The following is a 19,154-nucleotide window of genomic DNA, read 5'->3' as shown; positions in this document are numbered from 1 at the left end:
CGTAACGATGTCATGAAAAAGGCCGCGCAAGCGGCCTTTTTTGTGGGCGCTCCGGTGGCGATGACCACCGGGCACCGGCACTGCGGTTACTCGTAGCGGACGTCGACGATCTCGTAATGCTTGACGCCATTCGGTGCAGTGAACTCGAAACTGTCACCGGCACTCTTGCCGATCAGCGCGCGTGCAATCGGTGAAGACACAGCAATCAAGCGCTGCTTGATGTCCGCCTCCAGATCGCCAACGATCTGGTAGGTCACCGCCGTCCCGCTGTCCTCGTCTTCCAGATCGACAATGGCACCGAACACCACGCGATTGCCGGGATTGAGCTGGGTGACATCGATCACTTCCGCCGTCGACAGCAGAGCCTCGAGCTGGCCAATACGGCCCTCGGTGAAACTCTGCTGCTCGCGCGCCGCGTGATACTCGGCGTTTTCCTTCAGATCGCCGTGCGCGCGCGCCTCGGCAATCGCCGCGATGATGCGCGGGCGGTCAACCGACTTCAGCCGCTCAAGTTCGGCGCGCAAACGCTCCGAACCCGCTTTGGTTATAGGTGCACGACTCATGCACGGAGCTCCTTATGCAATTCCTGCAGACTGTGCACCTCGCCATCGCTGTGGAAATCCAGCGAATGCACGAGCGCACGAGCGCCTGCCACAGTGGTGGAATAGGTGACGCGATGTTGCAGGGCCTCGCGCCGGATCGAGAACGAGTCGGCGATCGCCTGCTTGCCCTCGGTGGTGTTGACGATATACACGATCTCGCCATTCTTGATCAGGTCGACGATATGCGGCCGCCCCTCGAGCACCTTGTTGATGCGCTCGCAGACGACACCATGTTCGGCCAGATAACTGGCGGTACCGGCGGTCGCCACCAGGTTGAAGCCGCGCGCGATGATTTCCTTGGCCACCGGCAGCAGCCGATCCTTGTCGCCATCCCGCACGGACAGGAATGCCTTGCCCACGGTCGGCGGCCTGATGCCGGCCGCCTCGTGGCCGCGTGCGAACGCGGCGCCAAAGCTGCGACCCACACCCATCACTTCACCGGTCGAGCGCATCTCGGGCCCGAGGATCGGGTCGACGTTCTGGAACTTCAGGAACGGGAAGATCGCTTCCTTCACCGAGTAATACGCGGGGATCACTTCGCGCGTCGCTCCCAGACTGGCCAGTGTGCGGCCGGCCATCACGCGGGCAGCGATCTTGGCCAGCGGTACACCGGTAGCCTTGGAAACGAACGGCACCGTACGCGAGGCGCGCGGATTCACTTCCAGGATGAACACGGTATCGCCTTGGATCGCGAACTGCGTGTTCATCAGGCCGATGACCTTCAGCTCCCTCGCCATCGCAGCCACCTGATGGCGCAGCTCGTCCTGGATCTCGGCCGACAGTGAATACGGCGGCAGCGAGCAGGACGAGTCGCCCGAGTGCACGCCAGCCTCCTCGATATGCTCCATGATGCCGCCGATGAGCACATTGCCTTCGGCATCGGCGATCACGTCTACGTCCACCTCGACTGCATGATCGAGGAAGCGATCGAGCAGCACCGGCGAATCGTTGGAGACTTTCACCGCATCGCGGATGTAACGCGACAGATCGGCGTCGTCATGCACCACTTCCATCGCGCGGCCGCCGAGCACATAGCTCGGCCGCACGACCAGCGGATAACCGATCTCGCGGGCCAGCGCCAGCGCCTCGTCGGCATTGCGCGCGGTGCGGTTCGGCGGCTGCTTCAGGCCGATCTTCTCGATCATCTGCTGGAAGCGCTCGCGATCCTCGGCCAGATCGATGCTGTCGGGACTGGTGCCGATGATCGGCACACCCGCCGCTTCCAGCGCGCGCGCCAGCTTCAGCGGGGTCTGTCCGCCGTACTGCACGATCACACCCTTCGGTTTTTCCAGATGGACGATTTCCAGCACGTCCTCCAGCGTCAGCGGTTCGAAGTACAAGCGGTCGGAGGTGTCGTAATCGGTCGAGACGGTTTCCGGATTGCAGTTGACCATGATGGTCTCGTAGCCATCCTCACGCAGCGCCAGTGATGCATGCACGCAGCAGTAGTCGAACTCGATGCCCTGGCCGATGCGGTTCGGGCCACCGCCGAGCACGATGATCTTGTCGCGATCAGTCGGATTCGCCTCGCACTCTTCCTCATAGGTCGAATACATGTAGGCGGTGCTGGTGGCGAACTCGGCCGCGCAGGAATCCACCCGCTTGTACACCGGGCGCACCCCGAGCGTGTGGCGCAGATGGCGCACCGCAGCCTCGTCGGTGTTGAGCAGTTCGGCCACCCGTGCATCGGCGAAACCGAGCCGCTTGAGTTCGCGCATGCGCGGCTCGTCGAGCGCAGTCAGCCCCTGCTTGATGACTTCCGCCTCGGTCAGCACGATGTCCTCGAACGCGGCGAGGAACCATGGATCGACCCGGCTCAGGTTATGCACTTCTTCCAGCGACAGGCCGGCGCGGAACGCATCGGCCAGATGGAAAACGCGGTCCGGCCGCGGCTCGCGCAGTTCGCGCTTGAGTACCGCCAGACCATCCTCGGTCGTGATGTCCAGCCCGGTCGGGTTGAGGCCGGTCTTGCCGATCTCCAGCCCGCGCAGCGCTTTCTGCAATGACTCGTGGAAGCTGCGGCCGATCGCCATCACTTCGCCGACGGATTTCATCTGGGTGGTGAGTCGGGCATCGGCGGTCGGGAATTTCTCGAACGCGAAACGCGGAATCTTGGTGACCACGTAGTCGATCGACGGCTCGAACGACGCCGGCGTAAGACCACCGGTGATGTCGTTCTTCAATTCATCGAGCGTGTAACCGACGGCTAGCTTCGCAGCGATCTTGGCGATCGGGAAACCGGTTGCCTTCGACGCCAGCGCGGACGAGCGCGACACGCGCGGATTCATTTCGATGACGACAACGCGGCCATTCTCGGCATTGATGCCGAACTGCACGTTGGAGCCACCGGTATCCACGCCGATCTTGCGCAGCACCGCGATCGAGGCGTCACGCAGGCGCTGGTATTCCTTGTCGGTAAGCGTCTGTGCCGGCGCCACGGTGATCGAGTCGCCCGTGTGCACGCCCATCGGGTCGAGGTTCTCGATCGAGCAGACGATGATGCAGTTGTCCGCAGTGTCGCGGACCACTTCCATCTCGAATTCCTTCCAGCCCAGTACGGATTCCTCGACCAGCACTTCGCCCACCGGCGAGAGTTCCAGACCGCGCTTGACGATCTCCTCGAACTCTTCCTTGTTGTACGCGATGCCGCCACCAGAACCGCCAAGCGTGAAACTTGGGCGGATGACGGTCGGGAAACCGACCTTGGCCTGGGTCACAAGCGCCTGTTCAAATGTGCGCACCACCTCAGCCTTGGGGCAGTCGAGCCCGATCTCGGCCATCGCCACGCGGAACAATTCACGGTCCTCAGCCATGCGGATCGCTTCGCGCGAGGCGCCGATCAGCTCGACGTTGTATTTGTCCAGCACGCCGTGATCGGCCAGATCCAGCGCGCAGTTCAGGCCGGTCTGGCCACCCATCGTCGGCAGCACCGCATCCGGGCGCTCCTTGGCAATGATGCGCTCCACCGTCTGCCAGTTGATCGGCTCGATGTAGACCGCGTCGGCAGTCTCCGGGTCGGTCATGATCGTGGCGGGATTGGAGTTCACCAGGATCACCCGGTAACCCTCTTCCTTCAGCGCCTTGCAGGCTTGCGCGCCGGAGTAATCAAACTCACAGGCCTGGCCGATCACGATCGGGCCGGCGCCGATGATGAGGATGCTCTTGATATCGGTACGCTTGGCCATCTCAGCGGGCCTCCTGCATGAGTGCGGCGAAACGTTTGAACAGGTAGCCGATGTCGAGCGGACCGGGGCTCGCTTCCGGATGACCCTGGAAGCAGAACGCCGGTCGGTCGGTCAGCGCGAAGCCCTGCAGCGAGCCATCGAACAGCGAGCTGTGGGTGACCCGCACATTCGCCGGCAGCGTGGCTGGGTCGACCGCAAAGCCATGGTTCTGCGAAGTGATCAGTACGCGGCCGTCATCGTGATCCTTCACTGGATGGTTCGCGCCGTGATGGCCGAACTTCATCTTCAGCGTCTTCGCACCCACCGCCAGCCCCATCAACTGATGACCGAGGCAGATGCCGAATAGCGGGATCTTCGCGTCGAGCAGTTCGCGGGTGGCGGTAATCGCATAATCGCAGGCCGCCGGATCACCCGGACCATTGGACAGAAACACTCCATCCGGCTTCATCGCCAGCACCTCGGCGGCAGGCGTCTGCGCCGGCACCACGGTGACCTCGCAGCCCTGCTCAGCCAGCAGCCGCAGGATGTTGAGCTTGGTGCCGAAGTCATAGGCGACTACCTTGAAGCGCGCCGCCGGCTGATTGAATGCGGTGCGGTCCAGGTCATACACACCCTGGTTCCAGACATACGACTTGGCAGTACTGACCACCTTGGCCAAGTCCATCCCGTTCAAACCGGGGAACGCACGCGCCCTCGCCAGTGCCACGTCGGCGTCGACCTGCTCGCCGGCCATGATGCAACCGGCCAGCGCGCCCTTGTCGCGCAGGATGCGGGTCAGCCGGCGGGTATCGATGCCGGCGATCGCGACGGTGCCATGGCGCTGCAGGTAATCCGGCAGGCTTTCGTTGCTGCGCCAGTTACTGGCCCGGCGCGGCACGTCGCGCACGATCAGCCCGGCGGCATGCACGGCCGTGGATTCGACATCCTCGGCGTTGACGCCGGTATTGCCGATATGTGGATAGGTCAGCGTGACGATCTGACGCGAGTACGAGGGATCGGTGAGGATCTCCTGGTAGCCGGTCATCGCGGTGTTGAACACCACCTCGCCAACGGTTTCGCCGGTCGCGCCCACGGCATGACCATGAAACACGCTGCCGTCTTCAAGGGCGAGCAGAGCGGGATGAGGCATACGGTAACCGCCTTTTGGATGCAGCGAAGTCCGCAAGCCGCATGATTGCTGGCTTGTGGCGCTTGGGGAGGAAAGGGTCAGGGCGGCTGGAAATGATAGGCGGCGGCGGCGTTTCTGTCCACCTTACGTAGCCTGAATTGTGCGTTTCTGTGCCGGTCGCCGCCGTTCGGTCAGCGCTACACTTGGCAACATTTCAATGGAGTTGAATGCCCCATGAGCGTCGCCGTTCTGCTCGATCCCGCCCGACTCGATCGTCCGGATACCACGGTGCACCAGCAGCCCTTCCCGTTCATGGTGGCCCATGGCCAGTTGCCGGACGAAGCGCGTGGTGACCTGGATCGGGACTTTCCGCGGTACAGCAGCGCCGGCTTCTTCCCCTATGACCCGAGCGACTGCGGCCCGGCGGTCAATGCGCTGGTCGATGCGATGACTTCACCGGCATTCGCCAGTGCAGTCGGCCAGCGGCTGGGCATCGACAATCTTGGTCAGTACCCGACCCTGGTGACCTTGTGCCGCCTGCTCAACAAACGTCACGGCACCATCCATACCGACAGCAAGTCCAAGATAGCCACGGCGCTGATCTATCTGAATGCGCAATGGCCGGATACCAGCGACGGTTGCCTGCGCTTCCTGCACGAGATCGACAATATCGACAACATCGTGGCACCGGAACTGATTCCGCTCTACGGCGAATTCGCGGTGTTCAAACGTTGCGAAAACTCTTTCCACGGCCACCTGCCCTATGAAGGCGAACGCCGGGTGATCCAGGTGGCGTGGCTCACCAGCGAGGAGGAAAAACTGCGCAAGACGAAGCGCGGCAAATTTTCGCGGGCGTTCAAGAAACTGTTCGGCAGTCTCGATACCAAACTGGGCGCCGGGCGCGACCGCAACGCATCACATCGCGATTGAACCGGCTCCATCGCTCAGCCGACGGCAAAGTGCCACGCCACGAACGCGGCAAACACACCGTACAGCAAGCCCACCGGCAACAGCCAGCGCGCATCGACGCGGCCACGGCGGAACAGCCACCACAGATACACGATCGCGATGGCAGTCAGCACACCTGCCACGATCAGCGGCATGTCGAACAACCATGGCGTGGCGAAGATCGCCAGCGAACTGGGAATGGTGGCCTGGATCATCATCGCTCCGGAGATGTTCGCCAGCGCCAGGCGCTCCTTGCCCTGACGTACCCAGATCAGCGCATTGACGGTTTCCGGCAACTCGGTCGCCACCGGACTCAAGACCAGCGCGACCAGATGCGGCGGCAATGAAAGTGCGACACCGATGGCTTCGAGCTGGCCGACGAATACCCGCGACGCGGCTGCAATCACCACCAGCGCCGCTACCGTCTGCATCACCACCCAGCGCAAGGCCGGATCGACCTGGCTCGGGCGAAACTTCAGCGGCTCGAGCGTCTCGTCTTCCGGGGCACTGTCGTCGCTGCGCATTTCGCGCCACACGTACATGGCATAGGCGACCAGAAACAGGATACCGAGCAGCGGCTTGAACGCAAACACGACGAGCCCCAGGCCGACCTTGACCACAAAGATCGCCAGGAACCACGATTGATCGCGCGCCAATCGCCGATGGTCGACCCGGATGATCCGGTCAGCCCGCTGCAGTCGATGGCGATTGCTCCACATCGCCACACCGACCACCGCATAGGCAATCGTGGCCAATACCAGCGGACCACCCATCGCCGCACCCACGCCGATATCGCGCGCCTCCGGTGTCTTGCCGAACATCACCGCGACGAAAGTCACCGCGCTTTCCGGCAACGCCGTGCCGAACGCCGCCAGCACCGTACCGGTCGCCGTCGCGCTCAGCTTGAGCTTCTGCCCGAACCATTCGACGCCGTTGACGAAGTATTCGCAGGCGAGATAGATCGCGCCGGCCGAGCCTAGAAACAGACACAGGGTAAGCAACATGGGATGACCTGGACCGGGCGAGCGGAATAACCGATGGCTCAACGACACCGCTCGCCCGGTCGGGTAAGCATGTCGATGGCCAAAGGTCTCGCCGGGCAGGACCGCTACCTGATGGTGGCGGCTGCTGTTCGCACCATGACGTCGGAAACGACCGACGAGCAAGTGTGTTGATGCGAACGCCTCTGGGGACGAGGCTGGCTACTCCCCAATGACAACGAGCGGATGCTACCGGCCACGGCGATGCGATACAAGCCAAGGCCGGCCGACAGCGACTCAGTGTGGTGCGGCGATCACGTCTTCAAGTTGCCACTGCCCGGGCTCACGGCCAGCCAGCCAGTGCGCTGCATGCAAGGCCCCTCGCGCAAAAATCGAACGATCGGTGGCGCGATGAGCCAGCTCCAGCCGTTCGCCCTGCCCGATCAGCATCGCGGTGTGCTCGCCGACAATATCGCCGCCACGCACTACGGCGAAACCGATGCTGCCATCCACGCGTCCACCCGTCTGGCCTTCGCGGCTGTACACCGCCGCCGCCTCCAGCGTGGTGTGACGGGCCGCGGCAGCAGCATGGCCAAGCGCCAGCGCCGTACCGGACGGTGCATCCTGCTTGCGACCATGATGCGCCTCGACGATTTCCAGATCCCAGCCCGGTAATGACGCAGCAGCTTCACGCAACAACCGCGTCAGTACGGCGACGCCGAGACTGAAATTGGCCGCACGCAGGATCGCGACGCTCTTGCCGGCGTCGGCAAGCTGCGCTTCCAGTACCACGTCGATGCCGGTGGTGCCGCTCACCAGTGCCGTGCCATGTGCCAGGCAATGATCGAGTGCCAAGGCCAAGCCAGCCGGCCCGCTGAAGTCGATGACGACATCGAGCGCCGGTGCCTGCGTCCAGTCATCCGCGTAACGCAATGATTCCACGTCATCGGCAGCCACCGGTTGGCCTGCGTGGGCCGAACCCGGCGCCACTACCGCATGCACCAGCTCGAAGCGCGCGTCATCGCCGAGCAGGCCCAGCAACGCGCAGCCCATGCGGCCGGAGGCGCCACTGATGGCGAGGCGAACAGGTCGGGTCATCGGCACACTCCAGTCAGAAACGTCGATCGGCACATGCTACCGCGTGTGCTGCTGGCCTCACGCGGTGACTTTCGACCAGAACTGCTTGACGCCGTCGACCCAGCCCTTCGCGCGCGGTGTGTGCTTGCCGGCGTCGTTGCTGTCGAACGTGGCTTCCAGCGATTCGAGCAGCTCGCGCTGCTGCTTGGTCAGTCGCACGGGCGTTTCCACCACCACGCGGCAGATCAGATCACCGTGACGGCTGCTGCGCACCGACTTGACGCCACGACCACGCAGGCGGAACTGGGTGCCCGTCTGCGTCTCGGGCGGAATGCTGATGGGCACTTCGCCTTCCAGCGTCGGCACCGGCAGCTCGGCACCGAGTGCGGCCTGCGCGAAGCGGATCGGCAGTTCGCAATAAAGATCGTTGCCTTCGCGCTGGAAGATCGCGTGCTCGCGCACATGCACTTCCACGTACAGGTCGCCCGCCGGCGTACCGGACGGACCAGCTTCGCCCTGCCCAGTCAGGCGGATGCGGTCACCGTTGTCGACGCCCTCGGGGATCTGCACCGACAACGTACGGGTTTCTTCGATGCGACCCTCGCCATGGCATTTTTTGCACGGCTTCTCGATCGCCTGGCCGGTGCCGCTGCAATGCGGGCAGGCCTGCTGAATCGAGAAGATGCCGTTCTGCATGCGTACCTGGCCATGGCCGTGGCAGGTTTTGCACTTGCTGACCTTGCCGTCCTCCGAGCCGCTGCCGTTGCAGTGATGGCAGTTGACCTGACTCGGTACCTCGATCTGCCGGCTGACGCCGAACACAGCCTCCTCCAGATCCAGTTCCATGATGTAGCGCAGATCGGCACCACGGCGCGGACGGCCGCGACCACCGCCATGGCGGCCAAAGATGTCGCCGAAGATGTCACCGAAGATGTCACCGACATCGCCAAACCCGGCGCCGCCGCGACCGCCCATGCCATGCTCGAACGCGGCATGGCCGTGCTGGTCGTACATCGCGCGCTTCTGCGCGTCGGACAGCACTTCGTAGGCCTCCTTGGCCTCCTTGAATTTCTCCTGCGCGTGCGGATCGTCCGGGCAACGATCCGGGTGGAACTTCATTGCCAGCCGGCGAAAGGATTTCTTCAGCTCGACGTCGCTGACGCTGCGCTCGACGCCCAGCACTTCGTAGTAATCACGCTTGCTCATTCATGCATCCACACTGCTCTTCACGCCCCAGGATGGAACCGGTGGTTCCGCATCCTGCATTCAGCAGACAGCCCGCGCCAGGATAATTCCCGGCGCGGGCTGCTGATTTCGACCGTGCCGCGGTCGATTCCATAACTTACGGCTGTCGATTACTTCTTGTCGTCTTTCACTTCGGTGAACTCGGCATCGACCACATCGTCCGGCTGGGCCGAACCACCCGGTGCGGACTGCGCACCGGCATCAGCCGAAGCACCGCCCTGGGCTGCCGCATACAGCGCCTGCGCGGTCTGCTCCAGCTTCTCGACCTTGGATTCGATCGCCGCCTTGTCGTCGCTGTCTTTTACCTTTTCCAGATCGGACAACGCGCCCTCGATACTGCTGAGCTGATCCGGTGGCACCTTGCCACCATGCTCCTTCAACGCACTGCGGGTGGCATGCACCAGCTGATCGGCCTTGTTACGCGTGGCGACCAGTTCGTGGAACTTCTTGTCCTCTTCCTTGTTCGCCTCGGCATCCGCGACCATCCGCTGGATCTCGTCCTCGGACAGGCCCGAACCGGCCTTGATCTCGATCTTCTGTTCCTTGCCGGTCTTCTTGTCCTTGGCCGACACGTGCAGGATGCCGTTCGCGTCAATGTCGAAGGTCACCTCGATCTGCGGCTGGCCGCGCGGTGCGGCGTCGATGCCGGACAGGTCGAACTTGCCCAGCGACTTGTTTGCGCTGGCGCGCTCGCGCTCGCCCTGCAGCACGTGCACGGTCACCGCGGTCTGGTTGTCGTCGGCGGTCGAGAACGTCTGCGCGGCCTTGGTCGGCACCGTGGTGTTCTTCTCGATCAGCTTGGTCATCACGCCGCCCATCGTCTCGATGCCGAGCGACAGCGGGGTGACGTCGAGCAGCAGCACGTCCTTGACGGTGCCGCCCAGCACGCCGCCCTGGATGGCCGCGCCGACAGCGACGGCTTCATCCGGGTTGACGTCCTTGCGCGGCTCTTTGCCGAAGAAGTCCTTCACCGACTCCTGCACCTTGGGCATGCGGGTCTGGCCACCGACGAGAATCACCTCGTTGATGTCGGACACGCGCAGGCCGGCGTCATTCAACGCGGTGCGGCACGGCTCGATGGTGCGCTTGATCAGCTCGTCCACCAACGACTCCAGCTTGGCGCGGGTCAGCTTGATGTTCAGATGCTTCGGACCGGACGCGTCCGCAGTCACATACGGCAGGTTGACGTCGGTCTGGTGGCTGGAGGACAGCTCGATCTTGGCGCGCTCGGCCGCATCCTTCAGGCGCTGCAAGGCAAGCGGATCCTTGCGCAGATCGATGCCCTGCTCCTTGTTGAATTCGTCGACGAGGTAGTCGATGACGCGCATGTCGAAGTCTTCGCCACCGAGGAAGGTGTCGCCGTTGGTCGCCAGCACTTCGAACTGCTTCTCGCCGTCGACTTCGGCGATCTCGATGATCGACACGTCGAACGTGCCGCCGCCCAGGTCGTACACCGCGATCTTGCGGTCGCCGCCCTTCTTGTCCATGCCGTAGGCCAACGCGGCCGCAGTCGGCTCGTTGATGATGCGCTTGACGTCGAGGCCGGCAATCTTGCCGGCGTCCTTGGTCGCCTGGCGCTGGCTGTCGTTGAAGTACGCCGGCACGGTGATCACCGCCTCGGTGATCGTCTCGCCGAGGTAATCCTCGGCGGTCTTCTTCATCTTCATCAGCACCTTGGCGGCGATTTCCTGCGGCGCCATCTTCTTGCCGTCGGAGGTCTCGACCCAGGCGTCGCCATTGTCGTGCGCGACGATCTTGTACGGAACGATGTGCAGGTCTTTCTGCACTTCAGCGTCGGTGAACTTGCGGCCGATCAGGCGCTTCACCGCGTAAAAGGTGTTCTTGGGGTTGGTCACACTCTGGCGCTTGGCCGAGGCGCCCACCAGCACTTCACCGTCCTTGTTGAAGGCGACGATGGATGGCGTGGTGCGATCGCCTTCCGAGTTTTCGATGACCTTGGCGGTGCTGCCGTCCATCACGGATACGCAGGAGTTGGTGGTGCCCAGGTCGATACCGATGATCTTGCCCATGTGTAAGCTCCAAATTTTTTGCGGCCCCCACGGCCGCGATGGTTTTCAGATGGGGGTCTGGTCTGGCGATTCAATGCCGGCAAGGCCCCGGATGCGATTTCGTGGTGTTTGCCGGCGCGCCGTTCAGGCTGGCGCCAGCAAGAAAATCTTCAGTCCTTGGCAACCGCGACCAGGGCCGGACGCAGCAACCGGTCGTTCAGCACGTAGCCTTTCTGAAGCACGCTGACCACGGTGCCCGCTGCCTTGCCCGGAGCGTCGACCAAGCTCACGGCGTGATGACGGTCCGGGTCGAGCGGCTGGCCAAGCGGGTCGATCTGCGCCATGCCGTTGTTCTCGGCCACTTTCAGCAGCGACTTCAAGGTGAGGCTGATGCCTTCGCGCATCGAGGCGACATCGGCGCTCTCCACCGCCAGGCCGCTTTCCAGCCCGTCGTACACCGGCAGCAGTTCGTTCAGCAGCTTTTCGTTGGCGAAGCGGCGCGCCTGCTCCACATCGCGGTGCAGGCGACGGCGCTGGTTTTCGATCTCGGCCTTCTCGCGCAGCACGGTCTCGCGCAATTCGGCATTGCTCGCTTCCAGCTCGGCCACCCGTGCCTGCAGCGCTGCCAGATCGGCGGCAACCGCTTCGTCTGCCGCACTTTGGCCAAATGCCTCGTCGTGCGACTGCGGGTCATTGTTTTGCATGCATCACTCCAAACGAAAGTTCGTAGCCGGCATGTGTGCCGGCCACCCTGTATTTGCGGAAAGCCCGCCTCCCGCAGCGGTTATAGGGTCATCGCAGCCCGATTCAAGGCATCGCTGAGCAATCCGGCAGTCGCCTGCACCACCGGGATGACCCGCTCGTAGGCCATCCGGGTCGGCCCGATCACACCGACCGCACCCAGCACACGGCCCTGCGCGCCATAGCTGGCGGTGACCACGCTGCAGCCATCGAGCGCCGTGAAACCGGATTCCTCGCCGATGAACAGCCGCACGCCAGGGGCTCGCGCGCACACTTCCATCAGCTGCAGCAACTCGTTCTTCTGCTGGAATGCCTCGAACAGCTCGCGCAACCGCGGCAAGTCGGCCAGTTCCGAATACGCCATCAGATTGGTCTGGCCGCTGACCAGCACATCGTTACCGCCGGCCTGCGGCGCGAACGAGGCCGTCGCCAGTTCCATCGTGCTGGCCAGCAGCCGGTTGAGCTCGCTGCCCGTCTCGCGCAATTCAGCCAGCAGATGGGCGCGGATGTCGTCCACCCGCAAGCCGGCAAACTGGCTGTTGAGATAGTTCGCGGCCTGCTCCAGCTCGCCACTGTGCAGTGGTTTGGCCAACTGCACGATGCGGTTCTGCACCTGGTTGTCGGTGAATACCAGGATCACCAGCACGCGGGCATCCGGCAGCGGCACGAAATCGATGTGACGCAACGGGAAATCGACCTGGCGCGGCACGGTCACCACACCGGCAAAACGGGTCATCGCCGACAGCAGGGTCGAAGCATTGCCGAGCAGATCCAGCGTGGTGGTCGGTCCCGGTGGCAGCTCACGCTGCAGACGCGCCATTTCCTCATGCGGCAGCGGCTTCAATTCGATCAGACTGTCGACAAACAGACGCAGCCCGCGCGGTGTCGGCACCCGCCCGGCCGAGGTATGCGGCGAGGAGACCAGGCCTGCATCCTCGAGGTCAGCCATGATGTTGCGGATCGTCGCCGGGCTCACGTCCAGCCCGGACGAGCGCGACAGCGTACGCGAACCGACCGGCTCGCCATCGACCAGATACTGGGCGATCAGCGTGCGCAGCAGGCGCCGCGTGCGGGCATCGAGATCGTGGCCATGTGGGGTGATCATGCGCTGCGGTGATCCATGTGTAGCAATCCTTGAGACCCGACAGAAATAAGGTCTGCGCGCGCAGCTTGCAAGCGGAATCGATGTTTCGCGCCACCGACCTGCCGTTACAATCCGTCGACCCCATCAATTTTCTGACCATGCTCACTTCGCTGTACGTCCGTCATTTTGCCGTCGTCGAAGCCGCCGAGGTCACGTTCGGCCCGGGCCTGACCGTGGTCAGCGGTGAAACCGGCGCCGGCAAGTCACTGCTGGTCGATGCGCTGATGCTGCTGGCCGGCGCACGTGCCGACAGCGGCATGGTTCGTGCGGGCAGCGATCGCGCCGAACTGGCCGCGGAGTTCGATCTGACCGGGCTGCCCGAGGCGCGTGACTGGCTGCAACGCGAGGAACTGGACGAGGACGGCGCCTGCCAACTGCGCCGGGTGATCCGTGCCGAAGGCAGTTCCAAGGCCTGGATCAACGGCCGCCCCGCGAACACCCGCCAGCTCGGCGAGCTGGCTTCGCTGCTGGTCGAGATCCACGGTCAGCATGAGCATCAGGCGCTGCTGGCACGTGCGCATCAGCTGGCCCTGCTCGACGCCTATGCCGGCCACGAGACGCGGGCCCTGCAGGTGCGTGAACTGGCCATGGAATGGCGCGAGCTCGGTTTGCGCATGCGCAAGTTGAGCGGCGGCGAAGATCGCGAACAGCATCTGGAACTGCTGCGCCACGAACTGGGTGAACTGGAAAAGTGGGCGTTGCCTGCAGCCGAGTTGAGCGAACTGGAAACCAGCCACAAACGCCTTGCCAATGCCGGACGCCTCGCCGAAGGCGCCGCCGGGGTGGTCGAATTGCTCGATGGCGACAGCGAGTTCGCACTGCGCCGCGCGCTCGGGCGCGCCCATACGGAACTGGGCAAGCTCGCCGCGCTGGATGTGCGGCTCAACCCGCTGCTCGAACTGCTCGACAACGCCACGATCCAGCTCGGCGAGGCCGCCGACGGCCTCGGTCACTACGCACAGGATGTCGATCTCGACCCGGAACGCTACGCCGAAGTCGACATTCATCTCACGCGCCTGCATGAACTTGGTCGCCGCCACCGCCTGCCGGTCGCCGATCTGCACGACAAACTGGCCTCACTGCAAACCGAGTTGAGCGAACTGGAAGGTGCCGGCGACGTGCTGGAACAACTGGCCGCCCAGCGCGAAAAGCTGCGCAACGACTACACCAGCGCCGCCGCATCCCTGAGCAAGGCCCGGCAAATCGCGGCACAGCGCCTGGGCGACGAGGCCAGCGTGTTGATGGGTGAGCTGGGCATGGCCGGTGGCGTGCTGAAGGTCGAGCTGGAAGCCAGTGCGGGCGACGAACCCGACAGTCAGGGCCGCGAGCGCTGCGAGCTGCTGGTCAGTGCGAACCCGGGCCAGCCGCCGCGGCCGTTGCGTAAGGTAGCCTCCGGCGGTGAGCTGGCGCGTATCAGTCTCGCCATCGAAGTCGCCACCTTGGGCAAGGACACCGTCGGCAGCATGATCTTCGACGAAGTCGACACCGGCATCGGTGGCGCAGTAGCCGAGGTAGTCGGACAAAAATTGCGCGCACTGGGCAGTCAGCGCCAAGTGTTGTGCGTCACCCATCTGCCGCAGGTCGCCGCGCAAGGTCATGCCCATCTGCTGGTCAGCAAGCACAGTGATGGCGATTCCACCCACACCCGCATCGAGCGGCTCGATGTTGGCGGTCGCCGCGACGAACTGGCGCGCATGCTTGGCGGGGTCGAGATCACCCGCGAAACGCGTGCACATGCGAAACAGATGCTGGAGCGGGCGCAAACCGCCTGACCCGCGCTACCGCATCCCGACACCGGCTCAGCTGTTGGGCGACAACAGCCCACGCTCGGTCGCCATCCGGTACAGGTCCAGTTCCGAGCCGGCACCCAGCTTGCCCATCAGGCTGGCGCGGTGGATATACACGGTCTTTTGGCCAATCCCCAACTCCACCGCGACCTGCTTGGGTGCACGGCCGCGAGCCAGCAGCATGAACACCTCGCGTTCGCGCGCGGTCAGCCGATTGATCGGATCCAGCGCCGCGTTCGGCCGCTCGGCCCGGCGCAGGCGCAAGTCCGAGCTGAGGAAACATTCGCCCTGCATCACCGCGCGCAAGCCGGCCACCAGCTCTTCCGGCGCCACGCCCTTGGTGACGTATCCGCTGGCACCGCGACGCAGGGCCTCGGATACATAAGGTTCGCCGTCGTGCATGCTCAACACCACGATGCGCGTCTGCGCAGACACGCTGAGCAGATGTTCGATCAGCGGCAGGCCGCTGCCATCGGGCAGCGACAGATCCAGTGCCACCAGATCGGGACGCCATTGGCCAACCGCCTCCACCGCATCATCGGCGTTGCGGCACTCGGCCACCACGTCAAGATCCGGCTCCATCTCGATCAGTCGCTTGAAGCCCTCGCGAACGATGGCGTGGTCATCAACCAGGACAATGCTATGCATCCTGCTACTGTACACAGGGATGCGCTGCTTCGCAGGTCGCGCCGCAGCATCGATGCGGATCGCGCATGTACCATCGACGCATGCGCCTGAAACCTCTCCACCTGCCCGACTCCGGCCCGCTGCTGGGCGCCGGTTATCTGTTGCTCTGGCTGCTGTTGTGGCCGACCGTGCAACCCTACTGGATGCTGCCGTATGGCCTGCGGTTCGGTGCGTTACTGCTCACCCCAGTACGCTACTGGGGCTGGCTGCTCGGCGCGGAGCTGGCTGCCACGGCCGGCATCAGCGTGGCCCACGGCCTGCCACTGGGCTGGATCGGCTTCGCCCTTGACGAGCTGCCCGAACCGCTGGTGATGGCTGCGGGCCTGTGGCTGCTGCGACGGTTCAACCTCCACGCCAGCTTGCACAGTCCGCAGGAAGTGACCCGGCTGATGTTGTCGGTGGTATTGATCGTGACCGCCACCACGGCCACCGACGCCGCCCTGCTGGCACTGATCAAGACACCGGACTCGCCCGATTTGATGCTGGGCGTTTTAGGTGAGGAATTGCTCAGCCATTACCTGGGCATCCTGCTGATCGTGCCGTTGATGATCATGCTGCTGCGCACCCGCCTGGATCATCAGGCCTTGGCCAGCCTGTTGAAGGACGGCCTGCTGGTGATGCTGCCTTCGATGGCGATCCTGCTGTTGTTGTCCGAGCAGGCGGCGCCGCAACCGCAGTTCGCCCGCGTGCTGTCACTGGCGCCCGTGCTGTTCTTCGCATTTCGCCACGGCTGGCGCGGTGCCAGCTTGGCGATGATTGTTTCCAGCCTGGGCATGACCCTGGTCGACCAGCACCTCGGTCATGCGCCATCTTCAGCTGCCGCCTATCTGTTCCTGGCCGTAGCCGGCACCGGCGCACTCATGCTGGGTTCGGCCACCGACGCCCTGCGCCGCAGCAGCGAACGAGTGGCCGAACAGAACATCTATCTTGGTGCCGTCAATCGCCGGCTCGATCAGCTCGCTCATCAGCTGCGCGCCGCTGCTCGCGGCAATCTGCAGGCGGACGAGAACCAACGCCGCCACCTGGCCGCCGAACTGCACGATGAGCTCGGACAGAACATCACCGCCATCCAGACCCATGTGAAGCTGGCCCAGACTCGCCTGCACCAGGCCGGCATGGAAGACATCAGCACCTCGATCAATACCATCCTGGGGCATATGCGGCGCGCACTGCATCGCCTGCTGGACGACCTGCGACCCGCGGTGCTGGACGAATTCGGACTGCTGCGGGCGCTCGATGAAGGCCCGATCCGGGATCTGCTGAACACTGCCGGCATGATTTATCGCACCGAGTTGCACGGCGACCCGCGCCTGCTCGACGATGACACCCGCACAGCGATCTACCGACTGGCCCAGGAGAGCGCGACCAACGCGGTCAAGCACGCCCAGGCCAGCGAATTCAGGCTGCGCCTGCGCATCGGCGAGCGTCAGGGCGTTGCGCTGGCGCTACTGGACCTGCGCGACAACGGCAGCGGCCTGCCCAGCCGGTTGCCGCGCGGCGGCCGCGGGCTGCAGGGCATGCGCGACCGGGTCACTTCGCTTGGCGGCCAGTTCCGTCTGCGCGCTGATCATGCCGGGGTACATCTGCGTATCTTGTTGCGTAGCAACAATAATCCGGTCGAGCTGGGGCGACAGAACTAGGAATTTTTCCGATACCACAAACGTGAAGACATCGTTAGCATCCATCCATCGATGTGGGGGAGCCGCCATCGCAAGATGGTGGATTCAGAGTTGCCGTGGGGACGGTGGCTCTGAGACAACGGCAGGATGCCGTTTCGCCGCTACCTGCTAGTCAGGTAGGGGAGCAGCCGCAGGCGGACAGGAGTCCACCTTGCGGCTTTTTTATGCGCGCGATTCCCACCGGCAATGCACGCTCAAACCAGAGACGTGTCAGTCGCCCGTCCCGCCACGCCGCTCAGGGCTTTCGGGCGTGATGCTTGGGTCGCACATACAGCACCAGGCTGTGATCCTCGATCACGTAGCCGTGCCGCGCGGCAATCTCGTGCTGCAGGCGTTCGATCTCTTCGCTAACGAACTCAATCACTTTTCCGCTGTCCACATCAATCATGTGGTCATGATGTTTGCCGCGGTCGAGCTCGTAGACAGCCTGGCCGCCTTCGAAATTGTGCTTGACGACAATGCCGGCCGCCTCGAACTGGGTCAGCACGCGATACACCGTCGCCAGGCCGATATCTTCCTGGTGGGCAAGCAGATTCTTGTAGACATCTTCGGCGGTGAGGTGCTGCACCCCCTCCTCGTCAAAGATCTGCAGGATACGCATGCGCGGGTGGGTCACCTTCAGGCCGACCCGGCGCAGCTCTTTGGTTTCCTGTTCCATCGCCTACTCCCCGCACACGGTGTTACCAAGCCGGTAGTGTATCATCCGACACCTTTACGATCCGGACGCAACACGCATGCAAAAGCTGATCACCCTGCTGGTTTTCGCCGTGCTGGCGCTTTCCATCGCCGGCTGCCACATCGTCTATACGCCCGACGTGCAGCAAGGCAACCTGCTCGACAAGAAAACCGTGGATCAGCTGAAGCCGGGCATGACCAAGCGCCAGGTACTGGTGCTGATGGGTACACCGTCAGTCAGCACGCCGTTCAACCAGAGCCGTTGGGACTACGTGTCGACCCAGTCGCATCGCGGTGGCGCGATCAAGGTGCGCACGTTCACGCTGACTTTCAACAACGACACGCTGGTGCATACCGAAGGTGACTTCTTTGCGGAAGATGCCCAGCAGCTGGTGAAGGACAGCAAGAAATACCACGCCAGCTATCCGGCCAACGAAACCCAGGGCGACAAGAGCAAGAATCCGGACGACAACAAGAATGACGGCGGTTTCGGCACCGGCAATGGCAACAATGGTGGCGACAACAACGGTCATTGATCGACCAATGCGCGGCCGCCCTTAGCGGGCGCGCCGCCGGCGCGCTTCCATCGGATCGAGCAGTAGCGGCCGGTAGATCTCGATCCGGTCACCGTCCTGTGCCGGCTGATTCGGCGAAACTTTCCGCGCAAAGACACCCAGACGATGTGGATCTACCGCACCGTCCGGAAGTGCGTTGACAATCCCTGAAGCGTCAATCGCCTGCATGATCGTGCTGCCAGCGGCCAGCACGACCTGGCGCAGGATCTGTCGATCGGCAGCCGCATGGACCACCGTCACCGTGATCGTGCCCTCAGCCATAGACACGCTCGGCCTCGGCGCAGAAGTCGTCCACCATGCGCCCGGCCAGCCCTTGAAAACCAAGCCTCAGGGCGCTGCTGCCCAGCTTGCCCGCATAATCGAAATCCAACGTAAAGGCGACCTTGCAACCCGCCTCACCCAGCGCGATGAATTCCCACAGGCCTTCGAGGCTGCGGAACGGGCCATCGACCAGGCTCATCTGCAGGCGCTTCGGTCGCTCGACCGTGTTACGCGTGGTAAAGCTTTGGCGCAATCCGGCAAACTTGAGATCCAGCCGCGCCACCAGCACATCACCCTGACGCTCAAGCACCTCGGCACCGGCACACCAGGGGAAACGCTTTGGGTATGCTTCAACTTCATTGACCAAGTCGAACATCTGCATCGGCGAATACTTCACCAGTGCACTGCGACGGATTTCGATCACGGCAACCTCTTCACATCACGCTTGGTT

Annotated in this window: 17 protein-coding genes and 1 riboswitch; of the genes, 4 read left to right on the top strand and 13 right to left on the bottom strand. The window is 63.5% G+C overall.

Annotated features, from left to right (window positions below):
* Window positions 1-86 precede the first annotated feature (86 nt).
* Genes greA through carA form a run of 3 tightly spaced genes read right to left on the bottom strand, consistent with a single transcriptional unit; the run spans window position 87 to window position 4,916 of the window.
* Window positions 87-563, bottom strand: coding sequence for a transcription elongation factor GreA (gene greA, locus B0E48_RS09740; RefSeq protein ID WP_077517927.1), 477 nt, complete (start codon window positions 561-563; stop codon window positions 87-89).
* On the bottom strand, window positions 560-3,787 hold the full coding sequence (gene carB / locus B0E48_RS09735) for a carbamoyl-phosphate synthase large subunit (RefSeq protein WP_077517926.1): 3,228 nt from the start codon (window positions 3,785-3,787) through the stop codon (window positions 560-562). The genes greA and carB overlap by 4 nt, the downstream gene beginning before the upstream one ends.
* Window position 3,788: 1 nt before the next feature.
* Entirely contained in the window at window positions 3,789-4,916 is a 1,128-nt protein-coding gene (gene carA, locus B0E48_RS09730; protein ID WP_077517925.1) for a glutamine-hydrolyzing carbamoyl-phosphate synthase small subunit, read from the bottom strand.
* A gap of 213 nt (window positions 4,917-5,129) precedes the next feature.
* Here carA and B0E48_RS09725 point away from each other — a divergent pair, with 213 nt between their 5' ends.
* Window positions 5,130-5,825 carry a 2OG-Fe(II) oxygenase gene (locus tag B0E48_RS09725; protein ID WP_077517924.1) on the top strand — a complete coding sequence of 232 codons (696 nt, stop codon included), beginning with the start codon at window positions 5,130-5,132 and terminating at the stop codon, window positions 5,823-5,825.
* Between the two features lie 14 nt (window positions 5,826-5,839).
* Here the strand turns inward: B0E48_RS09725 and B0E48_RS09720 are convergent, their stop codons facing one another.
* From B0E48_RS09720 to hrcA, 6 genes are all read right to left on the bottom strand, one after another.
* Window positions 5,840-6,847, bottom strand: a complete 1,008-nt coding sequence (locus B0E48_RS09720) for a sodium:calcium antiporter (RefSeq protein ID WP_077517923.1) — start codon at window positions 6,845-6,847, stop codon at window positions 5,840-5,842.
* A gap of 14 nt (window positions 6,848-6,861) precedes the next feature.
* A riboswitch (yybP-ykoY riboswitch) is annotated at window positions 6,862-7,066 on the bottom strand.
* Between the two features lie 54 nt (window positions 7,067-7,120).
* The gene (gene dapB / locus B0E48_RS09715) at window positions 7,121-7,921 is read right to left on the bottom strand and encodes a 4-hydroxy-tetrahydrodipicolinate reductase (RefSeq protein ID WP_077517922.1); all 801 of its coding nucleotides are present in this window, start codon (window positions 7,919-7,921) and stop codon (window positions 7,121-7,123) included.
* Window positions 7,922-7,978: 57 nt separating this feature from the next.
* Window positions 7,979-9,106, bottom strand: coding sequence for a molecular chaperone DnaJ (gene dnaJ / locus B0E48_RS09710; protein ID WP_077517921.1), 1,128 nt, complete (start codon window positions 9,104-9,106; stop codon window positions 7,979-7,981).
* Window positions 9,107-9,255: 149 nt separating this feature from the next.
* Window positions 9,256-11,175, bottom strand: coding sequence for a molecular chaperone DnaK (gene dnaK, locus B0E48_RS09705; protein ID WP_077517920.1), 1,920 nt, complete (start codon window positions 11,173-11,175; stop codon window positions 9,256-9,258).
* Between the two features lie 149 nt (window positions 11,176-11,324).
* Window positions 11,325-11,858: a nucleotide exchange factor GrpE gene (gene grpE / locus B0E48_RS09700; RefSeq protein WP_077517919.1), complete on the bottom strand. Its 534-nt coding sequence runs from the start codon at window positions 11,856-11,858 to the stop codon at window positions 11,325-11,327.
* A gap of 80 nt (window positions 11,859-11,938) precedes the next feature.
* Entirely contained in the window at window positions 11,939-13,000 is a 1,062-nt protein-coding gene (gene hrcA / locus B0E48_RS09695) for a heat-inducible transcriptional repressor HrcA (protein ID WP_077517918.1), read from the bottom strand.
* A 137-nt stretch (window positions 13,001-13,137) separates the two neighbouring features.
* Between hrcA and recN the strand changes: the two genes are divergently transcribed.
* Window positions 13,138-14,811, top strand: coding sequence for a DNA repair protein RecN (recN, locus tag B0E48_RS09690; RefSeq protein ID WP_077518383.1), 1,674 nt, complete (start codon window positions 13,138-13,140; stop codon window positions 14,809-14,811).
* Between the two features lie 27 nt (window positions 14,812-14,838).
* Here the strand turns inward: recN and B0E48_RS09685 are convergent, their stop codons facing one another.
* Window positions 14,839-15,474: a response regulator transcription factor gene (locus B0E48_RS09685; RefSeq protein ID WP_077517917.1), complete on the bottom strand. Its 636-nt coding sequence runs from the start codon at window positions 15,472-15,474 to the stop codon at window positions 14,839-14,841.
* Between the two features lie 80 nt (window positions 15,475-15,554).
* Here B0E48_RS09685 and B0E48_RS09680 point away from each other — a divergent pair, with 80 nt between their 5' ends.
* Window positions 15,555-17,153 (top strand): MASE1 domain-containing protein, encoded by a 1,599-nt coding sequence (locus B0E48_RS09680; RefSeq protein ID WP_077518382.1) that lies wholly within the window; start codon window positions 15,555-15,557, stop codon window positions 17,151-17,153.
* A 274-nt stretch (window positions 17,154-17,427) separates the two neighbouring features.
* Here B0E48_RS09680 and fur read toward each other — a convergent pair whose 3' ends face one another.
* Complete coding sequence (gene fur / locus B0E48_RS09675; RefSeq protein ID WP_077517916.1) at window positions 17,428-17,850, bottom strand: ferric iron uptake transcriptional regulator; 423 nt, start codon at window positions 17,848-17,850, stop codon at window positions 17,428-17,430.
* A gap of 76 nt (window positions 17,851-17,926) precedes the next feature.
* On the opposite strand from fur, the gene bamE reads away from it, so the two are divergent.
* Entirely contained in the window at window positions 17,927-18,403 is a 477-nt protein-coding gene (gene bamE, locus B0E48_RS09670) for an outer membrane protein assembly factor BamE (protein ID WP_077517915.1), read from the top strand.
* Between the two features lie 21 nt (window positions 18,404-18,424).
* On the opposite strand, the gene B0E48_RS09665 is transcribed toward bamE, so the two are convergent.
* Both B0E48_RS09665 and B0E48_RS09660 read right to left on the bottom strand, forming a co-directional pair.
* Window positions 18,425-18,703, bottom strand: coding sequence for an RnfH family protein (locus B0E48_RS09665; protein WP_077517914.1), 279 nt, complete (start codon window positions 18,701-18,703; stop codon window positions 18,425-18,427).
* A complete protein-coding gene (locus B0E48_RS09660; protein ID WP_077517913.1) occupies window positions 18,696-19,127 on the bottom strand; it encodes a type II toxin-antitoxin system RatA family toxin in 432 nt (143 codons plus the stop codon). Before B0E48_RS09660 ends, B0E48_RS09665 begins: the two co-directional genes overlap by 8 nt.
* Between the last annotated feature and the right edge of the window lie 27 nt (window positions 19,128-19,154).

Origin of the sequence: Rhodanobacter sp. C03, assembly GCF_002001175.1 — a bacterium.
In the GTDB taxonomy this organism is placed as follows: Bacteria; Pseudomonadota; Gammaproteobacteria; order Xanthomonadales; family Rhodanobacteraceae; genus Rhodanobacter.
This window is presented reverse-complemented; position numbering and strand designations above follow the sequence as displayed.